Source organism: Pantoea dispersa (assembly GCF_014155765.1).
Lineage (GTDB): Bacteria > Pseudomonadota > Gammaproteobacteria > Enterobacterales > Enterobacteriaceae > Pantoea > Pantoea dispersa.
Genome location: NZ_SCKT01000007.1, coordinates 1 through 16,384 on the forward strand (window position 1 = coordinate 1; position 16,384 = coordinate 16,384).

Sequence of the window (16,384 nt, forward strand, 5' to 3'; positions counted from 1 at the left end):
TTGGTTAGAATACCTGCCTGTCACGCAGGGGGTCGCGGGTTCGAGCCCCGTCCGTTCCGCCACCCTAATTAGGGGCGTAGTTCAATTGGTAGAGCACCGGTCTCCAAAACCGGGTGTTGGGGGTTCGAGTCCCTCCGCCCCTGCCAGAAAATAATCCTTTGCTTCGGCAAAGGATTTTTTTTGCCTGAAATTCGGCACAGGCAAGAGCCTGAGTTTCATTTCTTCCACTCAAACTCCCTCAATTATTGCTTCAGTGAGTCAGGACCGGATATTTAAGCAGCTGACGAATGTGTGCCTGTTGATCGCTATTCTGCAGCCATACTGCATATAACGGTCGCACTGCGACAGGTGTGTCTGGAATAACCATCAAATCGCTATAAATGCCGTGCCAGAAATCAGGTAAAAAAGCGCAGGCTCCCGTGGTATGCAGCAATTCGCGGGTCACATGTGCTGAAGTGGTAGTTAATACCGGTACGTCATCACTGGAAAGATAACTTTCATGCTGATGGAAATCCGCGCCCCACTCGAGTTTGATGTAATCATATTTTTCACGCTTTTCAGTTTTGCGTGCGCGAAAGAGCGCGAGAGAAATATGACCGATCTGCTGGCTGGTGAGTTCATCCATTTTTGGCGCTTCAGTGGTGATCAGCAAATCGAGCTGACGCTCATGTAACTGCTTGACCAGCAAATGCCGCTGAGCAATACGTGCTTCCAGATGCAGGCTCTCCCGGTTCTCGTATAGCGTCTGCAGCCAGGGCGTAAGATACGCTTCCCAGAGCGATGCACTGGCACCGATTGATAGCTCATGGTGCTGCTGGGTATGCGAAACCTCCTTCTTTGCCATCAGCCAGGTACTCATCAGGCTCTCAGCGTAGGGCAATAAGCGCTCGCCTGCTGAAGTCAGCCGGATATTATTGCGGTGACGGGTAAAAAGATTAACGCCCAGCTGATTTTCCAGCTGACGGATGCGAAAACTAACGGCAGATTGCGTGAGGTAAAGCGCTTCAGCAGCACGCCCGAAATGACGCGTTCTGCTCACTTCGAGGAAAGTTTTCAGTAATTCCGTATCCACAGCATTCTCCCAAAAAATGTTTGTCGTACTGATTTAAATGTTTTGTTTTACACTCTGTCAAGCCTATCTAATACTCCGCGCCATAAATAGCACGGCCATATGAGAATCAGGAGCGTGTAAGATGGCGGACAGCTTCGCAACAACTAATCGTTTCTTTGATAACAAACATTACCCTCGTGGTTTTTCGCGTCATGGTGACTTCACCATTAAAGAAGCTCAGCTTCTGGAACGCCACGGATACGCTTTCAACGAACTGGATCTCGCTAAGCGCGATCCGGAGACCGAAGAAGAGCGTCTGTTTATTGAAGTCTGTCGTGGTCTGCGTGAGCCGCAGACTGAGGCTGAACGTGTCTGGTCAAAATACACTGCACGTATCAAGCGTCCGAAACGTTTTCATACCTTGTCCGGCGGTAAACCGCAGATGGACACGGTGGAAGACTTCAGCGATAGCGACGATTAACATGACGGGGCTGATTTCAGCCCCGTTGTCATTCCAGGCTTTTATGCAGGTAAATCAGTAAACGATCGATACTGCGATATCCCACCGCCTCCTGCAGATGCTGACGCGTAACCTGCCGTTCACCCGCTAAATCTGCGATGGTTCTCGCCACCTTTAAGATGCGCTGCCACGCACGCACCGATAATCCCAGTGCATTCAGGATCTCCTCCAGCCATTCCGCATCCTGCTGCTGTAACACACAATCACGGGCGATCTCCGGATTCGACAACTGCGCATTCACTTTGCCCGCGCGTGCCATCTGTATCGCCCGGGCGGCCAGTACGCGGGCGCGCACCTGCGCGCTGGTTTCGCTGTGCTGCTGCTTCTGGCTGAGCGAGCCGCCCGGTAGCAGCGGAATCTCCAGCGACAGGTCGAAGCGATCCAGAAACGGGCCAGACAGCCGGCTGAGATAGCGCAGCACCTGCTGCGGCGTGCAGCGATTATGATTCCCCTGATAATGGCCCGTCGGGCTGGGATTCATTGCACCAATCAGCTGAAAGCGTGCAGGGAAAGTGACTTTGGCGCGGGAACGGGAAATGGCGATTTCTCCGGACTCAATCGGCTCGCGTAACGCATCCAGTGCTTTGCGCTCAAACTCGGGCAGTTCATCAAGAAACAGCACCCCATTGTGCGCCAGCGAAATTTCGCCCGGCCGCGGTAGTGATCCTCCGCCGACCAGCGCATACAACGATGCGCTGTGATGAGGCGCTCTGAACGGCCGTTTACGCCACTGATGATGTAGCGTACCGCTGCTGACCAGGCTGGCAATTGCGGCGCACTCCAGCGCTTCCTGGTCGTCCAGCGGCGGCATAATGCCGGGCAATCGGGTTGCCAGCATGGTCTTACCGGTGCCGGGCGGGCCCAGCAGCAACAGGTTATGGCCACCGGCGGCGGTAATTTCCAGCGCGTGCCGTCCCTGCTGCTGGCCAATAATATCGCTCAGGTCCTGTTGCTCGTGCGGCACCGTTTCAGGCTGGTAATGGGCGACCGTCAGCGCCGTCTGGTTATGCAGGAAAGCGCAGATCTCCACCAGATGCTTGCCCACCAGCGTTTCACCCTGTTGTATCAGGCCGACATCCTGTTGATTCTGCTCCGCTAAGACCATCTGACGCCCGGCCTGCAGTGCCGCCATGGCAGCAGGAATCGCGGCCTGAACGCCACACAGCGCGCCGTTTAGCGCCAGCTCACCCAGGAACTCATAATGGGCCAATTTATCGCCTGGCAGCTGCTCTGAGGCCGCGAGAATGGCGATAGCGATCGGCAGGTCGTAGCGCCCACCCTCTTTAGGTAAATCTGCTGGCGCGAGATTAATGGTGACGCGCTTCGCCGGAAAGGTGAAACCGCTATTGATAATGGCGCTGCGCACGCGTTCGCGGGCTTCTTTGACGGTGGTTTCCGGCAGACCTACCAGCGTCAATGCTGGCAGACCATTGCTGATATGCACTTCAATCGTCACCAGTGGAGCCTGCACTCCGAGCGCCGCGCGTGTTAATACTTTCGATAAAGACATAACCGCTCCTTGTTGCCTTTATCCTTGCTGAAAAAAATCCACACGGCGATCGCTGAAACTATCATCCCGAAGCGGTATTCAGGAAAATCGCTGCGCTTTTCATCCTGTTCATTAATTTTCGCAGCCAGATCGCAAAAGCAAAATAACGGTTGCGTCGCGGGCGTAATGAATAATTATCACAAATGCGAATAACCTTTTACTTACAAAGCGATAACGCACGTCAGCTGCGCGCGTCATAAAATTTTCCGATGAAAATTATTGTAAATCCCCTGCTAACTATGGTAACTCTGTAGGTATTACTTCGAACTAACGAAAAAACAGACGACACATGAAAGCCCTTCTACAAGTGATTAGCCTAGTCGTGATTAGCGTGGTGGTGATTATTAACCCACCGTGCGGGGCTACGCTTGGAGAAAGAAAGGCTTAAAAATCAAGCCTGGAATTCGAAAAACCCCCGCACCGTAAGGTCCGGGGGTTTTTTTTCGACCAGACGAAATATCAGCGAATCAGCGAGGAACAGATTATGAGCAGTAGCATAAAATTCTGTTGTTCCAGCAGGAATACAGGAGAATAACCATGACAGGTGCACAGTGGGTAGTTCAGGCTTTACGCGCGCAGGGTGTCGACACAGTGTTTGGTTATCCTGGCGGAGCAATCATGCCAGTGTACGATGCGCTCTACGATGGCGGCGTGGAACATCTACTGTGTCGTCATGAACAAGGTGCGGTGATGGCAGCGATCGGTTATGCGCGTGCGACCGGCAAAACCGGGGTTTGCATCGCGACTTCCGGACCGGGCGCCACCAACCTGATCACCGGGCTGGCCGATGCGATGATGGATTCCGTTCCGGTTGTCGCCATCACCGGGCAGGTCTCTTCAGCGTTTATCGGTACCGACGCCTTTCAGGAGATCGACGTTCTTGGCCTGTCATTAGCCTGCACTAAACACAGCTTCCTCGTTGAATCGCTTGATGATTTACCCTCGGTGATGGCGGAAGCTTTCGCCATCGCGCAGTCCGGCCGTCCGGGACCGGTGCTGGTCGACATTCCCAAAGATATTCAGATTGCCAGCGGTGACCTGACGCCGCACCTGCTGCCGGTTGAAGAGGCACTGAGCCATTCACCGCAGCACATTGCCGAAGCGCGCGCGCTGATGGCGCAGGCGCAAAAACCGATGCTGTATATCGGCGGCGGTGTTGGCATGGCGCAGGCCGTCCCGGCGCTGCGGGCTATGGCGCAGGAGACCGGCATCCCGATGGTTTCTACCCTGAAAGGGCTGGGCAGCGCCGAAGCCAGCAGCGATCTCTATCTTGGTATGCTCGGCATGCACGGCACCAAAGCGGCCAACCTGGCGGTGCAATCCTGTGATTTGCTGATTGCCGTCGGCGCACGTTTCGACGACCGCGTCACCGGTAAGCTGGATACCTTCGCGCCGCACGCCAGCGTCATTCATATCGATATCGATCCGGCCGAATTGAACAAACTGCGTCGCGCTCACGTTTCGCTGCAGGGCGATCTCAACCAGGTGTTGCCGGCGCTGAGCATGCCGCTGCAGATCGACGGCTGGCGTACTGAAGTTAAAGCGATGAACGCGGAGTTCGCGTGGCGCTACGACCATCCCGGTGAGGCGATCTACGCGCCGCTGCTGCTGAAGCAGTTGTCAGATCGTAAACCTGACAGCGCGGTGGTAACCACCGACGTTGGCCAGCACCAGATGTGGGCGGCGCAGCACATGCGCTTCAGCGCGCCGGAAAACTTCATCACCTCCAGCGGCCTGGGCACCATGGGCTTTGGGCTGCCGGCTGCGGTGGGCGCGCAGGTTGCCCGTCCGGATGACACCGTTATCTGCGTGTCCGGTGACGGCTCAATCATGATGAATATTCAGGAGCTGGGCACCATCAAGCGTAAGCAGCTGCCGGTAAAAATCCTGCTGCTGGATAACCAGCGTCTTGGCATGGTTCGCCAGTGGCAGCAGCTGTTCTTTGATGGTCGCTACAGCGAAACCATCCTCACCGATAACCCCGATTTCCTCACGCTGGCCAGCGCCTTTGATATTCCGGGCCAGCGCATTAGCCGTAAAGATCAGGTCGACGCCGCGATTGATGCTCTGCTGAACAGTGAAGGTCCTTACTTCCTGCATGTTGCGATTGATGAGCATGAAAACGTCTGGCCACTGGTACCGCCGGGTGCCAGCAACGCAAACATGATGGAGAAAACCGTATGAACCAGCATCAATTGTCTATCGAAGCCCGCTTTCGCCCTGAAATATTGGAGCGCATTTTGCGCGTCGTGCGTCACCGTGGCTTCCAGGTCTGCGCGATGAATATGGCGTCCGCCGTCAATGCGGAGAACATTAATATCGAAATGACCGTTGCCAGCCAGCGCTCTGTCGATTTACTGTCTTCGCAGTTAAGCAAACTTATGGATGTCGCCTGTGTCGAGATCCAGCAACAGACAACACAACAAATCCGCGCCTAGTCGCCAAAGGAAATAACAATGAGTACGAAGAAAGCAGACTTTATCTGGTTCAATGGAGAGATGGTTAAGTGGGAAGACGCCAAGGTTAGCGTTATGTCTCACGCACTGCATTACGGCACCTCTGTGTTCGAAGGCGTTCGCTGCTACGACTCACACAAAGGTCCGGTGGTGTTCCGTCACCGTGAACACATGCAGCGTCTGCACGACTCCGCCAAAATTTACCGTTTCCCGATCAAAGCCAGCGTGGATGAGCTGATGGAAGCGTGCCGCGAAGTTATCCGCGTCAATAAACTGAAGAGCGCCTACATTCGTCCGCTGGCCTTTGTCGGCGACGTGGGCCTCGGCGTTAACCCGCCAGACGGCTTCACCACCGATGTGATCATCGCTGCGTTCCCGTGGGGGGCTTACCTGGGCGCCGAAGCGCTGGAGCAGGGCATTAACGCCATGGTTTCTTCCTGGAATCGCGTGGCGCCAAATACCCTGCCAACCGCGGCGAAAGCAGGCGGTAACTATCTCTCTTCCCTGCTGGTTGGCAGCGAAGCGCGCCGCCACGGCTATCAGGAAGGTATCGCGCTGGATACCCAAGGTTATATCTCCGAAGGTGCTGGCGAAAACCTGTTTGAAGTGAAAGACGGCATCCTCTTCACCCCGCCGTTCACCTCTTCAGCGCTGCCGGGCATCACCCGCGACGCCATCATCAAGCTGGCGAAGGATCTCGGTATCGAAGTGCGCGAGCAGGTGCTGTCACGCGAATCGCTGTACCTGGCGGATGAAGTGTTCATGTCCGGTACTGCCGCAGAAATCACGCCGGTACGCAGCGTGGACGGCATCCAGGTGGGTGAGGGCAAACGTGGCCCGGTGACCACCAAAATCCAGCAGGCATTCTTTGGCCTGTTCACCGGCGAAACCGAAGACAAGTACGGCTGGCTGGATCAGGTGAATCCATAACAAGACAGTAACGCGGGTGCAGCAGCGCCCGCGTCATTTTTCAGACTGGAGTAAATAGAGCATGCCTAAGTACCGTTCCGCCACCACCACCCATGGTCGTAACATGGCGGGTGCCCGTGCCCTGTGGCGCGCCACCGGAATGACCGACGACGATTTCGGTAAGCCGATTATCGCCGTGGTTAACTCCTTCACCCAATTCGTACCGGGCCACGTGCACCTGCGCGATCTTGGCAAACTGGTTGCTGAGCAAATCGAAGCCGCGGGTGGTGTAGCCAAAGAGTTCAACACCATCGCGGTGGATGACGGTATCGCCATGGGTCATGGCGGCATGCTGTATTCACTGCCTTCACGCGAGCTGATTGCCGACTCCGTGGAATATATGGTGAACGCCCACTGCGCCGACGCCATGGTATGTATCTCCAACTGCGACAAAATCACCCCCGGCATGCTGATGGCCTCGCTGCGCCTCAACATTCCGGTGATCTTTGTCTCCGGCGGTCCAATGGAAGCCGGTAAAACCAAGCTGTCAGACAAAATCATCAAGCTGGATCTGGTGGACGCGATGATTCAGGGGGCGAACCCGAACGTCAGCGATGCCGACAGCGAGCAGATTGAGCGTTCCGCCTGCCCGACCTGCGGCTCGTGCTCCGGCATGTTCACCGCGAACTCCATGAACTGTCTGACCGAAGCGCTGGGCCTGTCGCAGCCGGGCAACGGCTCGCTGCTGGCAACCCACGCCGATCGTAAAGACCTGTTCATCAACGCCGGCAAGCGCATCGTTAACCTGACCAAACAGTATTACGAGCAGGATGATGCGCGCGTGCTGCCGCGTAACATCGCCAGCAAAGCCGCGTTCGAAAACGCCATGACGCTGGATATCGCCATGGGCGGTTCCACCAATACCGTGCTGCACCTGCTGGCCGCCGCGCAGGAAGGCGAGATCGATTTCAACATTTCCGACATCGATCGCCTGTCACGTAAAGTGCCGCACCTGTGCAAAGTGGCGCCGAGCACACAGAAATATCATATGGAAGATGTGCACCGCGCGGGCGGGGTAATCGGTATTCTTGGCGAGCTGGATCGTGCCGGCCTGCTGCACACCGACGTACGCAACGTGCTGGGTCTCAACCTGCGCGAAACGCTCGATCAGTACGATATCATGCTGACCAAAGACGAAGCGGTGAAGAAGATGTTCCGCGCCGGCCCGGCGGGCATCCGTACTACCCAGGCGTTCTCACAGGATTGCCGCTGGGATACGCTGGATGACGACCGTCAGGAAGGCTGTATCCGCACGCGCGAACACGCGTTCTCTCAGGATGGCGGTCTGGCAGTGCTGTACGGCAACATGGCGGAAGATGGCTGCATCGTGAAAACCGCCGGCGTCGACAAAGAGATCCTCACCTTTAAAGGTCCGGCAAAAGTGTATGAAAGCCAGGACGATGCGGTGGAAGCGATTCTCGGCGGTAAAGTGGTCGCCGGTGACGTGGTGGTCATCCGCTACGAAGGGCCGAAAGGCGGTCCGGGCATGCAGGAAATGCTCTATCCGACCACTTATCTGAAATCGATGGGCCTTGGCAAAAGCTGTGCGCTGATCACTGACGGACGCTTCTCGGGCGGCACCTCGGGCCTCTCCATTGGCCACGCATCGCCGGAAGCGGCGAACGGCGGCACCATCGCGCTGGTTAAAGATGGCGACATCATTGAAATCGATATCCCGAATCGCGGCATTAAGCTGGCGGTACCGGATAACGAACTGCATGCCCGCCGTGAAGAAGAGGAAGCGCGTGGCGAAGCGGCTTATACGCCGCACGGTCGCGTGCGTCAGGTCTCCTTCGCACTGCGTGCTTATGCATCGCTCGCCACCAGCGCTGACAAGGGCGCGGTGCGCGATAAGTCTAAGCTGGGAGGCTAATCTCTGATGGCTGAGTCTCAACCGCTTTCCGCGTCGCCCAATGGCGCGGAGTATCTGCGCGCGGTGCTGCGTGCGCCTGTGTACGAAATTGCCCAGGTAACGCCGCTGCAAAAAATGGAAAAAATTTCGTCGCGTCTTGGCAACACCATTCTGGTGAAGCGTGAAGATCGCCAGCCGGTGCACAGCTTCAAGCTGCGCGGTGCTTACGCCATGATCGCCGGCCTGACGGAAGAGCAGAAAGCGCGCGGCGTGGTTACTGCTTCGGCGGGCAACCACGCGCAGGGCGTGGCGCTCTCGGCCAGCACGCTCGGCATCAGGTCACTGATTGTGATGCCAGTGGCGACGGCGGACATCAAGGTTGATGCAGTGCGCGCGTTTGGCGGTGAGGCTTACCTGTTTGGCGCCAACTTTGACGAGGCAAAAGCCAAAGCGATTGAACTGGCGGAGCAGCAGGGTTACACCTTCGTGCCGCCGTTTGATCATCCGGCGGTGATTGCCGGTCAGGGCACGCTGGCGATGGAGCTGTTGCAGCAGGATGCGCATCTCGATCGCGTGTTTGTGCCGGTAGGCGGCGGCGGCTTAGCGGCGGGTGTCGCGGTACTGATTAAACAGCTGATGCCGCAAATCAAGGTTATCGCGGTCGAGTCGCAGGACTCTGCCTGCCTGAAGGCGGCGCTTGATGCCGGCGAGCCGGTGGATTTGCCGCGCGTCGGGCTGTTTGCCGAAGGCGTGGCGGTCAAGCGTATCGGCAGCGAAACCTTCCGCCTGTGCAAAGAATACCTCGACGACATCATCACCGTGGACAGCGATGCCATCTGCGCAGCGATGAAGGATCTGTTCGAGGATGTGCGAGCGGTGGCGGAGCCTTCCGGCGCGCTGGCGCTGGCGGGCATGAAGAAGTACATCCAGCAGCACGACATCAAAGGCGAGCGGCTGGCGCACGTGCTGTCGGGCGCCAACGTCAACTTCCACGGTCTGCGCTATGTCTCCGAGCGCTGTGAGTTGGGTGAACAGCGTGAAGCGCTGCTGGCGGTCACCATTCCTGAGCAGCAGGGCAGCTTCCTGCGTTTCTGCCAGACGCTGGGCGGTCGTGCGGTAACTGAGTTCAACTACCGTTATGCCGATGCCGACAACGCCTGCATCTTTGTTGGCGTGCGTTTAACGCGCGGCCTTGAAGAGCGCAGCGAGATCATAAGCCAGCTGACTGAAGGCGGCTATCAGGTGGTGGATTTGTCAGACGATGAGATGGCGAAGCTGCACGTGCGCTACATGGTGGGCGGACGCCCGTCAAAACCGCTGCGTGAACGGCTGTTCAGCTTCGAATTCCCGGAAGCGCCAGGCGCGCTGCTGAAGTTCCTGCAGACGCTGGGCGCGCACTGGAATATTTCACTGTTCCACTATCGCAGCCACGGCACCGATTTTGGTCGCGTGCTGGCAGCGTTCGAGATCAACGACAAAGAGCCGGATTTCGACACTCACCTCAATGCACTCGGCTATGAGTGGCACGACGAGGCCAGCAATCCGGCGTTTCGCTTCTTCCTCGCCGGCTAAACTACAGCAGGTGCCAGAAAGCATTAATCAGCGGCTCCCCGAGCCGCTTTTTTTGTACGCATACGCCAAGCTCCAGCGGCGCCACCGACTCGACATTCTCCAGCGTCAGCACGCGATTGCGCACCGGTTCCGGACTGTTTTCCAGCACCACATCCGGCAGCAGCGCGATGCCGCAGCCGAGCGCCACCATCGACACAATCGCCTCATGACCTGACACCGTGGCGTAAATCTGCGGGTTAGCAATGCGGTGGCGGCGAAACCATAAATCAATACCGCGCCGCGCCGGCCCCTGATCCGGCAGGATAAAGGGAATCTGCGACCAGTCCGGCTGTTCCTGCGTCGCCTGGCTGCGCACCGGGCAGGGCAGCGCCGGGGCGATCAGCACCAGCGGGATCAAACCCAGCGGTGTAAAATCGATACTGGCGGGCAGCGACTCCGGCCGGCCGGCGATGGCCAGATCCGCTTCGCCGGACTGCACCATTTCAATGGCATCGGCGGCGTCGCCGGTGGTTAGTTTGATCTCCACCTGCGGATGCTCTGCGCGAAAGCGGTCGAGAATCGGCGGCAGATGGCTGTAGGCGGCGGTTACTGAGCAGAACAGGCGCAGCTCGCCGCTCAGCGACGGACCGTTCAGGTCCATGACATGGCGCAACTGCTGATACTGCAGCAGGGTCTGCTGGGCGAACTGACGCAGCCGCTCGCCGGCTTCGGTCAGCGTCACGGTACGGTTGTCGCGCAGGAACAGCGCGTGTCCGACATCCTCTTCCAGCCGCTGAATCTGGCGTGATAATGTCGACGGGCTGACGTGCATGGCGCGCGCGGTGCGGCCAAAGTGGCAGCTTTCCGCCAGGTGAAGAAACAGTTTCAGGTCTCGTAAATCCATGCGCGTTTTGCCCTCAGCGTGATGTTGCAAATTCTGCAATGTGACGTTGTTAATATATCAATTTAAGCAACAGATTTCCTGTCATATGATGGGGTCATTCGCGGCGCTAAATCCGGCGCCGTTACTGAACAAAAGCAAACACAACATCTGAGCGGAGTACCCATGGCTAACTACTTCAACACATTGAATCTGCGCAATCAGTTAGCGCAGTTAGGCAAATGTCGCTTCATGTCGCGCGATGAATTCGCGGATGGCGCTAGCTTCCTGAAAGGTAAGAAAGTGGTCATCGTCGGCTGCGGCGCGCAGGGCCTGAACCAGGGTCTGAACATGCGTGACTCTGGCCTTGATGTGTCTTACGCACTGCGCGCTGAAGCCATTGCTGAGAAGCGTGCGTCGTTCCGTAAAGCCACCGAAAACGGTTTTAAAGTGGGCACTTACGAAGAGCTGATCCCGCAGGCGGATCTGGTGGTTAACCTGACACCAGACAAGCAGCACTCTGCCGTTGTGCAGGCCGTTCAGCCGCTGATGAAAGACGGTGCCGCGCTGGGTTACTCTCACGGTTTCAACATCGTCGAAGTGGGCGAGACCATCCGTAAAGACATCACCGTGGTGATGGTGGCACCGAAGTGCCCGGGTACCGAAGTGCGTGAAGAGTACAAACGTGGCTTCGGCGTTCCAACGCTGATCGCTGTTCACCCGGAAAACGATCCAAAAGGCGAAGGCATGGCGATTGCCAAAGCCTGGGCTGCAGCCACCGGCGGCGACCGTGCAGGCGTGCTGGAATCGTCCTTCGTGGCAGAAGTCAAATCAGACCTGATGGGCGAGCAGACCATTCTGTGCGGTATGCTGCAGGCCGGTTCACTGCTGTGCTTCGACAAGCTGGTGGCTGAAGGTCACGACGCGGCGTACACCGAGAAACTGATTCAGTTCGGCTGGGAAACCATCACCGAATCGCTGAAGTTTGGCGGCATCACGCTGATGATGGATCGTCTGTCTAATCCGGCAAAAATCCGTGCTTACGCGCTGTCTGAGCAGCTGAAAACCATCATGGCACCGCTGTTCCAGAAGCACATGGATGACATCATCTCGGGTGAATTCTCTTCCGGTATGATGGCTGACTGGGCGAACGACGACAAAAACCTGCTGACCTGGCGTGAAGAGACCGGCAAAACCGCGTTCGAAAATGCCCCGCAGTTCGAAGGCAAAATCGACGAGCAGGAGTATTACGACAAAGGCGTGGTCATGGTCGCGATGGTGAAAGCGGGCGTTGAGCTGGCATTCGAAACCATGGTTGACGCGGGCATCATCGAAGAGTCGGCTTACTATGAATCGCTGCACGAGCTGCCGCTGATTGCCAACACCATCGCCCGTAAGCGTCTGTATGAAATGAACGTGGTAATTTCCGATACCGCAGAATACGGTAACTACCTGTTCTCCTTCGCGGCCGTTCCGCTGCTGAAAGAGTTCATGACCACGCTGCAGCCTGGCGATCTGGGCAAAGCGGTGGAAGGCACGCAGGTGGATAACGCGCAGCTGCGCGACGTGAACGAAGCGATCCGCCAGCATCCAATCGAAGCCGTTGGCCGCAAACTGCGTGGCTATATGACCGACATGAAACGCATCGCCGTCGCGGGCTAAGGCACGCGAGACACAGTTTTCAGCCCAATCAAACCCCGGCTTGCCGGGGTTTTTTTATGTCTTATGTCTGGGGGCAGAAGGGTTTTTCTCACTATTTCCCTCACCCTAGCCCTCTCCCGCTGGCGGGAGAGGGAACCGTTCGGTGCGGGCTGATGTTTCTACACTTATCTATCAACATCGCGCGGACGCTCCCTCTCCCGTTTACGGGAGAGGGCCGGGGTGAGGGCCAGGGTGAGGGACACACCGCACCATCCCCACACCGCCAATAAAAAACCCGGCCGGAGCCGGGTTCTGTCAACATGCAATCAATCACACCGCTTCATACAGCGTCTGATGGCGTGTCTCTTTACAGGCGATCAGCGCGATCAGCGTCAGCACCGCCATGGAGGCCAGATAGAAGCCCACCGCCTGCAAGCCGTAGTTCGCATTCAGCCAGGTCGCAATATAAGGCGCTACCGAGGCACCAAGTATTGACGACAGGTTGTAAGAGAACGACGCACCGGTATAACGAACTTCGGTCGGGAACAGTTCTGGCAGCAGCGCGCCCATCGGGCCGAATGTCAGACCCATAATACTCAGGCCGAGCAGCAGGAAGCCCATCACCAGAATCTGCGAGCCGGAGCCGAGCAGCAGCGGGAACATCAGCGCAAAGGCGATGATCATCAGCGTAATGGTGATCATCGTTTTGCGACGGCCAAAACGGTCCGCCAGCAGGCCGGCAATCGGCACCATCACACCAAAACCGATGACCGCCACCATCAGCATCCACAGGAAGCTGTTACGCGAATAACCGAGACCAGCCGGCGCCGGCGCGGTGCCGTAGCTCATCGAATACACCGTCATAATGTAGAACAGCGTATAGGTCGCCAGCATGATAAACGTGCCAAGAATGGTCGCGGTCATATGCTTGCTCAGCAGCGTACCGATAGGGATCCGCACCTGTTTCTTCTCTTTCTGCACTTTGGCAAACACCGGGCTCTCATGCAGCGATACGCGCACATACAGGCCGATAATCACCAGCACCGCAGAAAGCACAAAAGGCACGCGCCAGCCCCAGTTCATGAACTGCTCATCGGTCAGCAGCCACGAGAGCAGCAGGAACGTGCCGTTGGCAAAGAAGAAGCCAATCGGTGCGCCCAGCTGCGGGAACGAGCCGTACAGCGCACGTTTCTTCGCCGGGGCGTTCTCGGTGGCCAGCAGCGCCGCGCCGCCCCATTCGCCGCCCAGTCCCAGGCCCTGACCAAAACGCGCCAGCGCCAGCAGCAGCGGTGCCGCCACGCCAATGGTCTGATAACCCGGCAGCAGGCCGATCAGTACGGTAGAAACGCCCATGGTCAGCAGCGAGGCAACCAGTGTCGCTTTACGGCCCACGCGGTCGCCAAAGTGACCAAACAGCGCGGAGCCAATAGGGCGCGCAACAAAGGCAATAGCGAAGGTCGCCAGCGATTGCAGTGTGGCAACCGTAGCATCACCCTGCGGGAAGAAGATATGCGGAAAAACGATTACCGCGGCGGTGGCATAGATATAAAAATCGAAGAATTCGATCGCAGTGCCAACCAGCGAGGCAACTACCACTTTACTGCGTGAGTTAACCGGTGTGCCGTCGTGTGGTTGGTCGGGTGTTTCGGAGATGGAGGCTTGCATAACTGTTTCTTAATTGTAAATGTAAACAAAGAATCTTACGCACCTGTTTTGCCGCATTCAATGACGAAAAACCGCGTCACACCGGGCTTTGGCGGCGAAAAAGAGGATAATTTCTGAGTTACGGCAATCGGCGGCGGATGGGAAGGGTAAGCGCGGCTTTTCTGGCGTGATTCTCTGCAAAAGGGCCAAATAAAAGTGACCCTTTAGCGTTTCCTGCTGGTTTTTGCTGCTTTAGTAGCCAGCAGGAAACATTTTTTGCTGTTGCGGCAAATGTAACTGAATTGTCGCGTTAGGCAGAGTGATGCGGCTGCGACATCTCGGGATCATCCTTGTATTTTGCGGTGGCGATCCACGCGGCGCAGAACAGCGTCAGACGCGCGAAAAAGTAGAAGAAGGCCATCAGCCCCAGCACCGATCCAAAGGCGGCACCGGAGGGCGACGTCGCCAGCTTCGGCAGCGTCAGCGTCATAACAAACTTGATCACCTCAAACCCAATCGCCGCCAGCAGTGTTCCGCGCAGCAGCGCTTTTTTGCGCGGCTTATGGCGCGGCAGGATCCAGAAAATCCACAGGAACAGCAGATAGTTGGCGAAGATGGAGATCGACAGCGCGATGATGGTCATCGCCGGCCGCAGCCACTCAATATCGCCCAGCCCCAGCGCATTCACGATCGCCGCCTGCGCTGCGCCGGCAATCGAGGTCAGCGACAGCGTAATCACCAGCGCCAGCATCAGACCCAGCAGCGAAACCAGGTCGCGCAGATACTTCTTCCACCACTTTTCCTGGTCATCGGGCGTGCGTTCCCATACGTCACGCGACTGGGCGCGCACCGCTTCGCGCAGGTTACCCATCCAGTTAATGCCGGAGTAGAGCGCCAGCAGCAAACCGGTCAGGCCCACGGTCGCGCGCTGCTGAATCGCGGTATTCACGGTATTTTTCAGCGTGGTGGCCAGCGTCGGGTCGCTGATGCTGTTAACGATTTTGTTGATCAACTCAGAAAGCAGGTCCTGATTGGACGCCAGCACAAAGCCGACCGCCGCAAAGGAGACCATCAAAATCGGTATCAGCGAAAGAAATGAAAAATAGGTGATAGCCGCACCAAACTGGCTGCCGAGGCGATCGTTAAAGCGCTCCAGCGCGCGCAAAAAGTGCGCCACTGCCGGGATCGCCTGAAACCAGGCGGCAAAGCGTGAGACGCGCCTGATCGAGCCATCCACCGTTTTGTTCCCGGTTTTGATATCAATCAGCGGCTTAGCTTCAGCCGCTGAGGCTTTTGTGGTTTTGTCCGTCATAGACCTTCTGCATCCTGTTCACAGCGAAAATAAAATTATAGCCTGCCCGTTCAGGTCACGTATTCCTGCAGCACCTGACTCAGCCACTCCATAAACACCCGCACGCGGCGCGCCACGTTGCGACGGTGAGGATAGAGCAGGGAAATCGGCATCGGTTTGGCCGGGAAGTGGTGCAGCACTTCGACCAGCTGGCCGGATTCCAGCAGCGGCTGCACGCCAATCGCCGGTACCTGAATAATGCCCAGCCCGGCGATACAGGCGGCGCGATAGGTTTCGGTGCTGTTTACCGTCACCACGCCGCCGGTCTGCACGTAGTGGCACTGTTTGCCATCAAAGTACTCAAAGCCCGGCGAGGGCTGCCCCAGCTGTTGGGTATAGTGCACCATGGCGTGCTGGCCGAGATCGTCCAGCCGCACCGGCATGCCGAAGCGGGAAAGGTAGCCAGGGCTGGCGCAGTTGATCAAGGCGTGCGAGCCAATTTTTCGCGCAATCAGGCCGGAATCTTTCAGTTCGCCAACGCGCAACACGCAGTCAAAGCCCTCGCGAATCACATCAACCTGGCGATCGCTGCTGCTCAGTTCAATCTCCACGCCCGGATAGTGCTGCAAAAACTCCGGCAGGCGCGGCAGGATAAAACCGGTCGCCATTGCCACCGACATATCGACGCGCAGCTTGCCGCTCAGCGTGGCAGGATCGTGCTGGAACAGGCTGTCCATATCATCCAGCATCGACAGCAAATCCAGGCAGCGATCGTAATACACCAGCCCATCCTGGGTGAGATGCACACGGCGCGTGGTACGGTGCAGCAAACGTGTGCCCATCTGGTTTTCCAGCGCCTGCAGCTGGCGGGACACGCTGCCCTTGGGTAAACCCAGACTCTCAGCCGCGCGGGTAAAACTGCCCATTTCTGCCACCCGCACAAACACCTGCATAGCGTGAATTTTATCCATGTTGTTCAC

General features: G+C 57.2%; 14 protein-coding genes and 1 tRNA gene. 9 read left to right on the forward strand and 6 right to left on the reverse strand.

The features are described from left to right. Positions 1-70: 70 nt before the first annotated feature. Positions 71-146, forward strand: a tRNA-Trp gene (locus tag H7K56_RS17555). Positions 147-250: 104 nt separating this feature from the next. Here the strand turns inward: H7K56_RS17555 and hdfR are convergent. Continuing rightward, entirely contained in the window at positions 251-1,072 is an 822-nt protein-coding gene (gene hdfR, locus H7K56_RS17560; RefSeq protein ID WP_031279770.1) for an HTH-type transcriptional regulator HdfR, read from the reverse strand. A gap of 121 nt (positions 1,073-1,193) precedes the next feature. Between hdfR and H7K56_RS17565 the strand changes: the two genes are divergently transcribed. Beyond that, entirely contained in the window at positions 1,194-1,532 is a 339-nt protein-coding gene (locus H7K56_RS17565; RefSeq protein WP_021507919.1) for a MaoP family protein, read from the forward strand. Positions 1,533-1,560: 28 nt separating this feature from the next. On the opposite strand, the gene H7K56_RS17570 is transcribed toward H7K56_RS17565, so the two are convergent. Then, on the reverse strand, positions 1,561-3,081 hold the full coding sequence (locus H7K56_RS17570; protein ID WP_150361656.1) for a YifB family Mg chelatase-like AAA ATPase: 1,521 nt from the start codon (positions 3,079-3,081) through the stop codon (positions 1,561-1,563). 328 nt (positions 3,082-3,409) lie between these two features. Between H7K56_RS17570 and ilvL the strand changes: the two genes are divergently transcribed. From ilvL to ilvA, 6 genes are all read left to right on the forward strand, one after another. Beyond that, positions 3,410-3,508 (forward strand): ilv operon leader peptide, encoded by a 99-nt coding sequence (ilvL, locus tag H7K56_RS17575; protein WP_071813600.1) that lies wholly within the window; start codon positions 3,410-3,412, stop codon positions 3,506-3,508. Positions 3,509-3,657: 149 nt separating this feature from the next. After that, on the forward strand, positions 3,658-5,304 hold the full coding sequence (gene ilvG, locus H7K56_RS17580) for an acetolactate synthase 2 catalytic subunit (RefSeq protein WP_021507917.1): 1,647 nt from the start codon (positions 3,658-3,660) through the stop codon (positions 5,302-5,304). Beyond that, entirely contained in the window at positions 5,301-5,558 is a 258-nt protein-coding gene (gene ilvM / locus H7K56_RS17585; protein ID WP_008106624.1) for an acetolactate synthase 2 small subunit, read from the forward strand. Before ilvG ends, ilvM begins: the two co-directional genes overlap by 4 nt. An 18-nt stretch (positions 5,559-5,576) precedes the next feature. Beyond that, positions 5,577-6,506 carry a branched-chain amino acid transaminase gene (locus H7K56_RS17590; protein WP_021507916.1) on the forward strand — a complete coding sequence of 310 codons (930 nt, stop codon included), beginning with the start codon at positions 5,577-5,579 and terminating at the stop codon, positions 6,504-6,506. Between the two features lie 61 nt (positions 6,507-6,567). After that, positions 6,568-8,418 carry a dihydroxy-acid dehydratase gene (gene ilvD, locus H7K56_RS17595; protein WP_021507915.1) on the forward strand — a complete coding sequence of 617 codons (1,851 nt, stop codon included), beginning with the start codon at positions 6,568-6,570 and terminating at the stop codon, positions 8,416-8,418. Positions 8,419-8,424: 6 nt separating this feature from the next. Then, positions 8,425-9,969, forward strand: coding sequence for a threonine ammonia-lyase, biosynthetic (gene ilvA, locus H7K56_RS17600; protein ID WP_150361657.1), 1,545 nt, complete (start codon positions 8,425-8,427; stop codon positions 9,967-9,969). Between the two features lies 1 nt (position 9,970). On the opposite strand, the gene ilvY is transcribed toward ilvA, so the two are convergent. Beyond that, a complete protein-coding gene (gene ilvY, locus H7K56_RS17605; RefSeq protein WP_021507913.1) occupies positions 9,971-10,852 on the reverse strand; it encodes an HTH-type transcriptional activator IlvY in 882 nt (293 codons plus the stop codon). Between the two features lie 162 nt (positions 10,853-11,014). Between ilvY and ilvC the strand changes: the two genes are divergently transcribed. Next, positions 11,015-12,490 carry a ketol-acid reductoisomerase gene (gene ilvC / locus H7K56_RS17610; RefSeq protein WP_021507912.1) on the forward strand — a complete coding sequence of 492 codons (1,476 nt, stop codon included), beginning with the start codon at positions 11,015-11,017 and terminating at the stop codon, positions 12,488-12,490. Positions 12,491-12,799: 309 nt separating this feature from the next. Here ilvC and H7K56_RS17615 read toward each other — a convergent pair whose 3' ends face one another. The 3 genes from H7K56_RS17615 to H7K56_RS17625 all read right to left on the reverse strand — a co-directional run bounded on the left by H7K56_RS17615 (position 12,800) and on the right by H7K56_RS17625 (position 16,375). After that, positions 12,800-14,134, reverse strand: a complete 1,335-nt coding sequence (locus H7K56_RS17615) for an MFS transporter (RefSeq protein ID WP_150361658.1) — start codon at positions 14,132-14,134, stop codon at positions 12,800-12,802. Between the two features lie 289 nt (positions 14,135-14,423). Continuing rightward, on the reverse strand, positions 14,424-15,425 hold the full coding sequence (gene yhjD / locus H7K56_RS17620; RefSeq protein ID WP_058759376.1) for an inner membrane protein YhjD: 1,002 nt from the start codon (positions 15,423-15,425) through the stop codon (positions 14,424-14,426). Between the two features lie 50 nt (positions 15,426-15,475). Then, entirely contained in the window at positions 15,476-16,375 is a 900-nt protein-coding gene (locus H7K56_RS17625; RefSeq protein WP_031279769.1) for a LysR family transcriptional regulator, read from the reverse strand. Between the last annotated feature and the right edge of the window lie 9 nt (positions 16,376-16,384).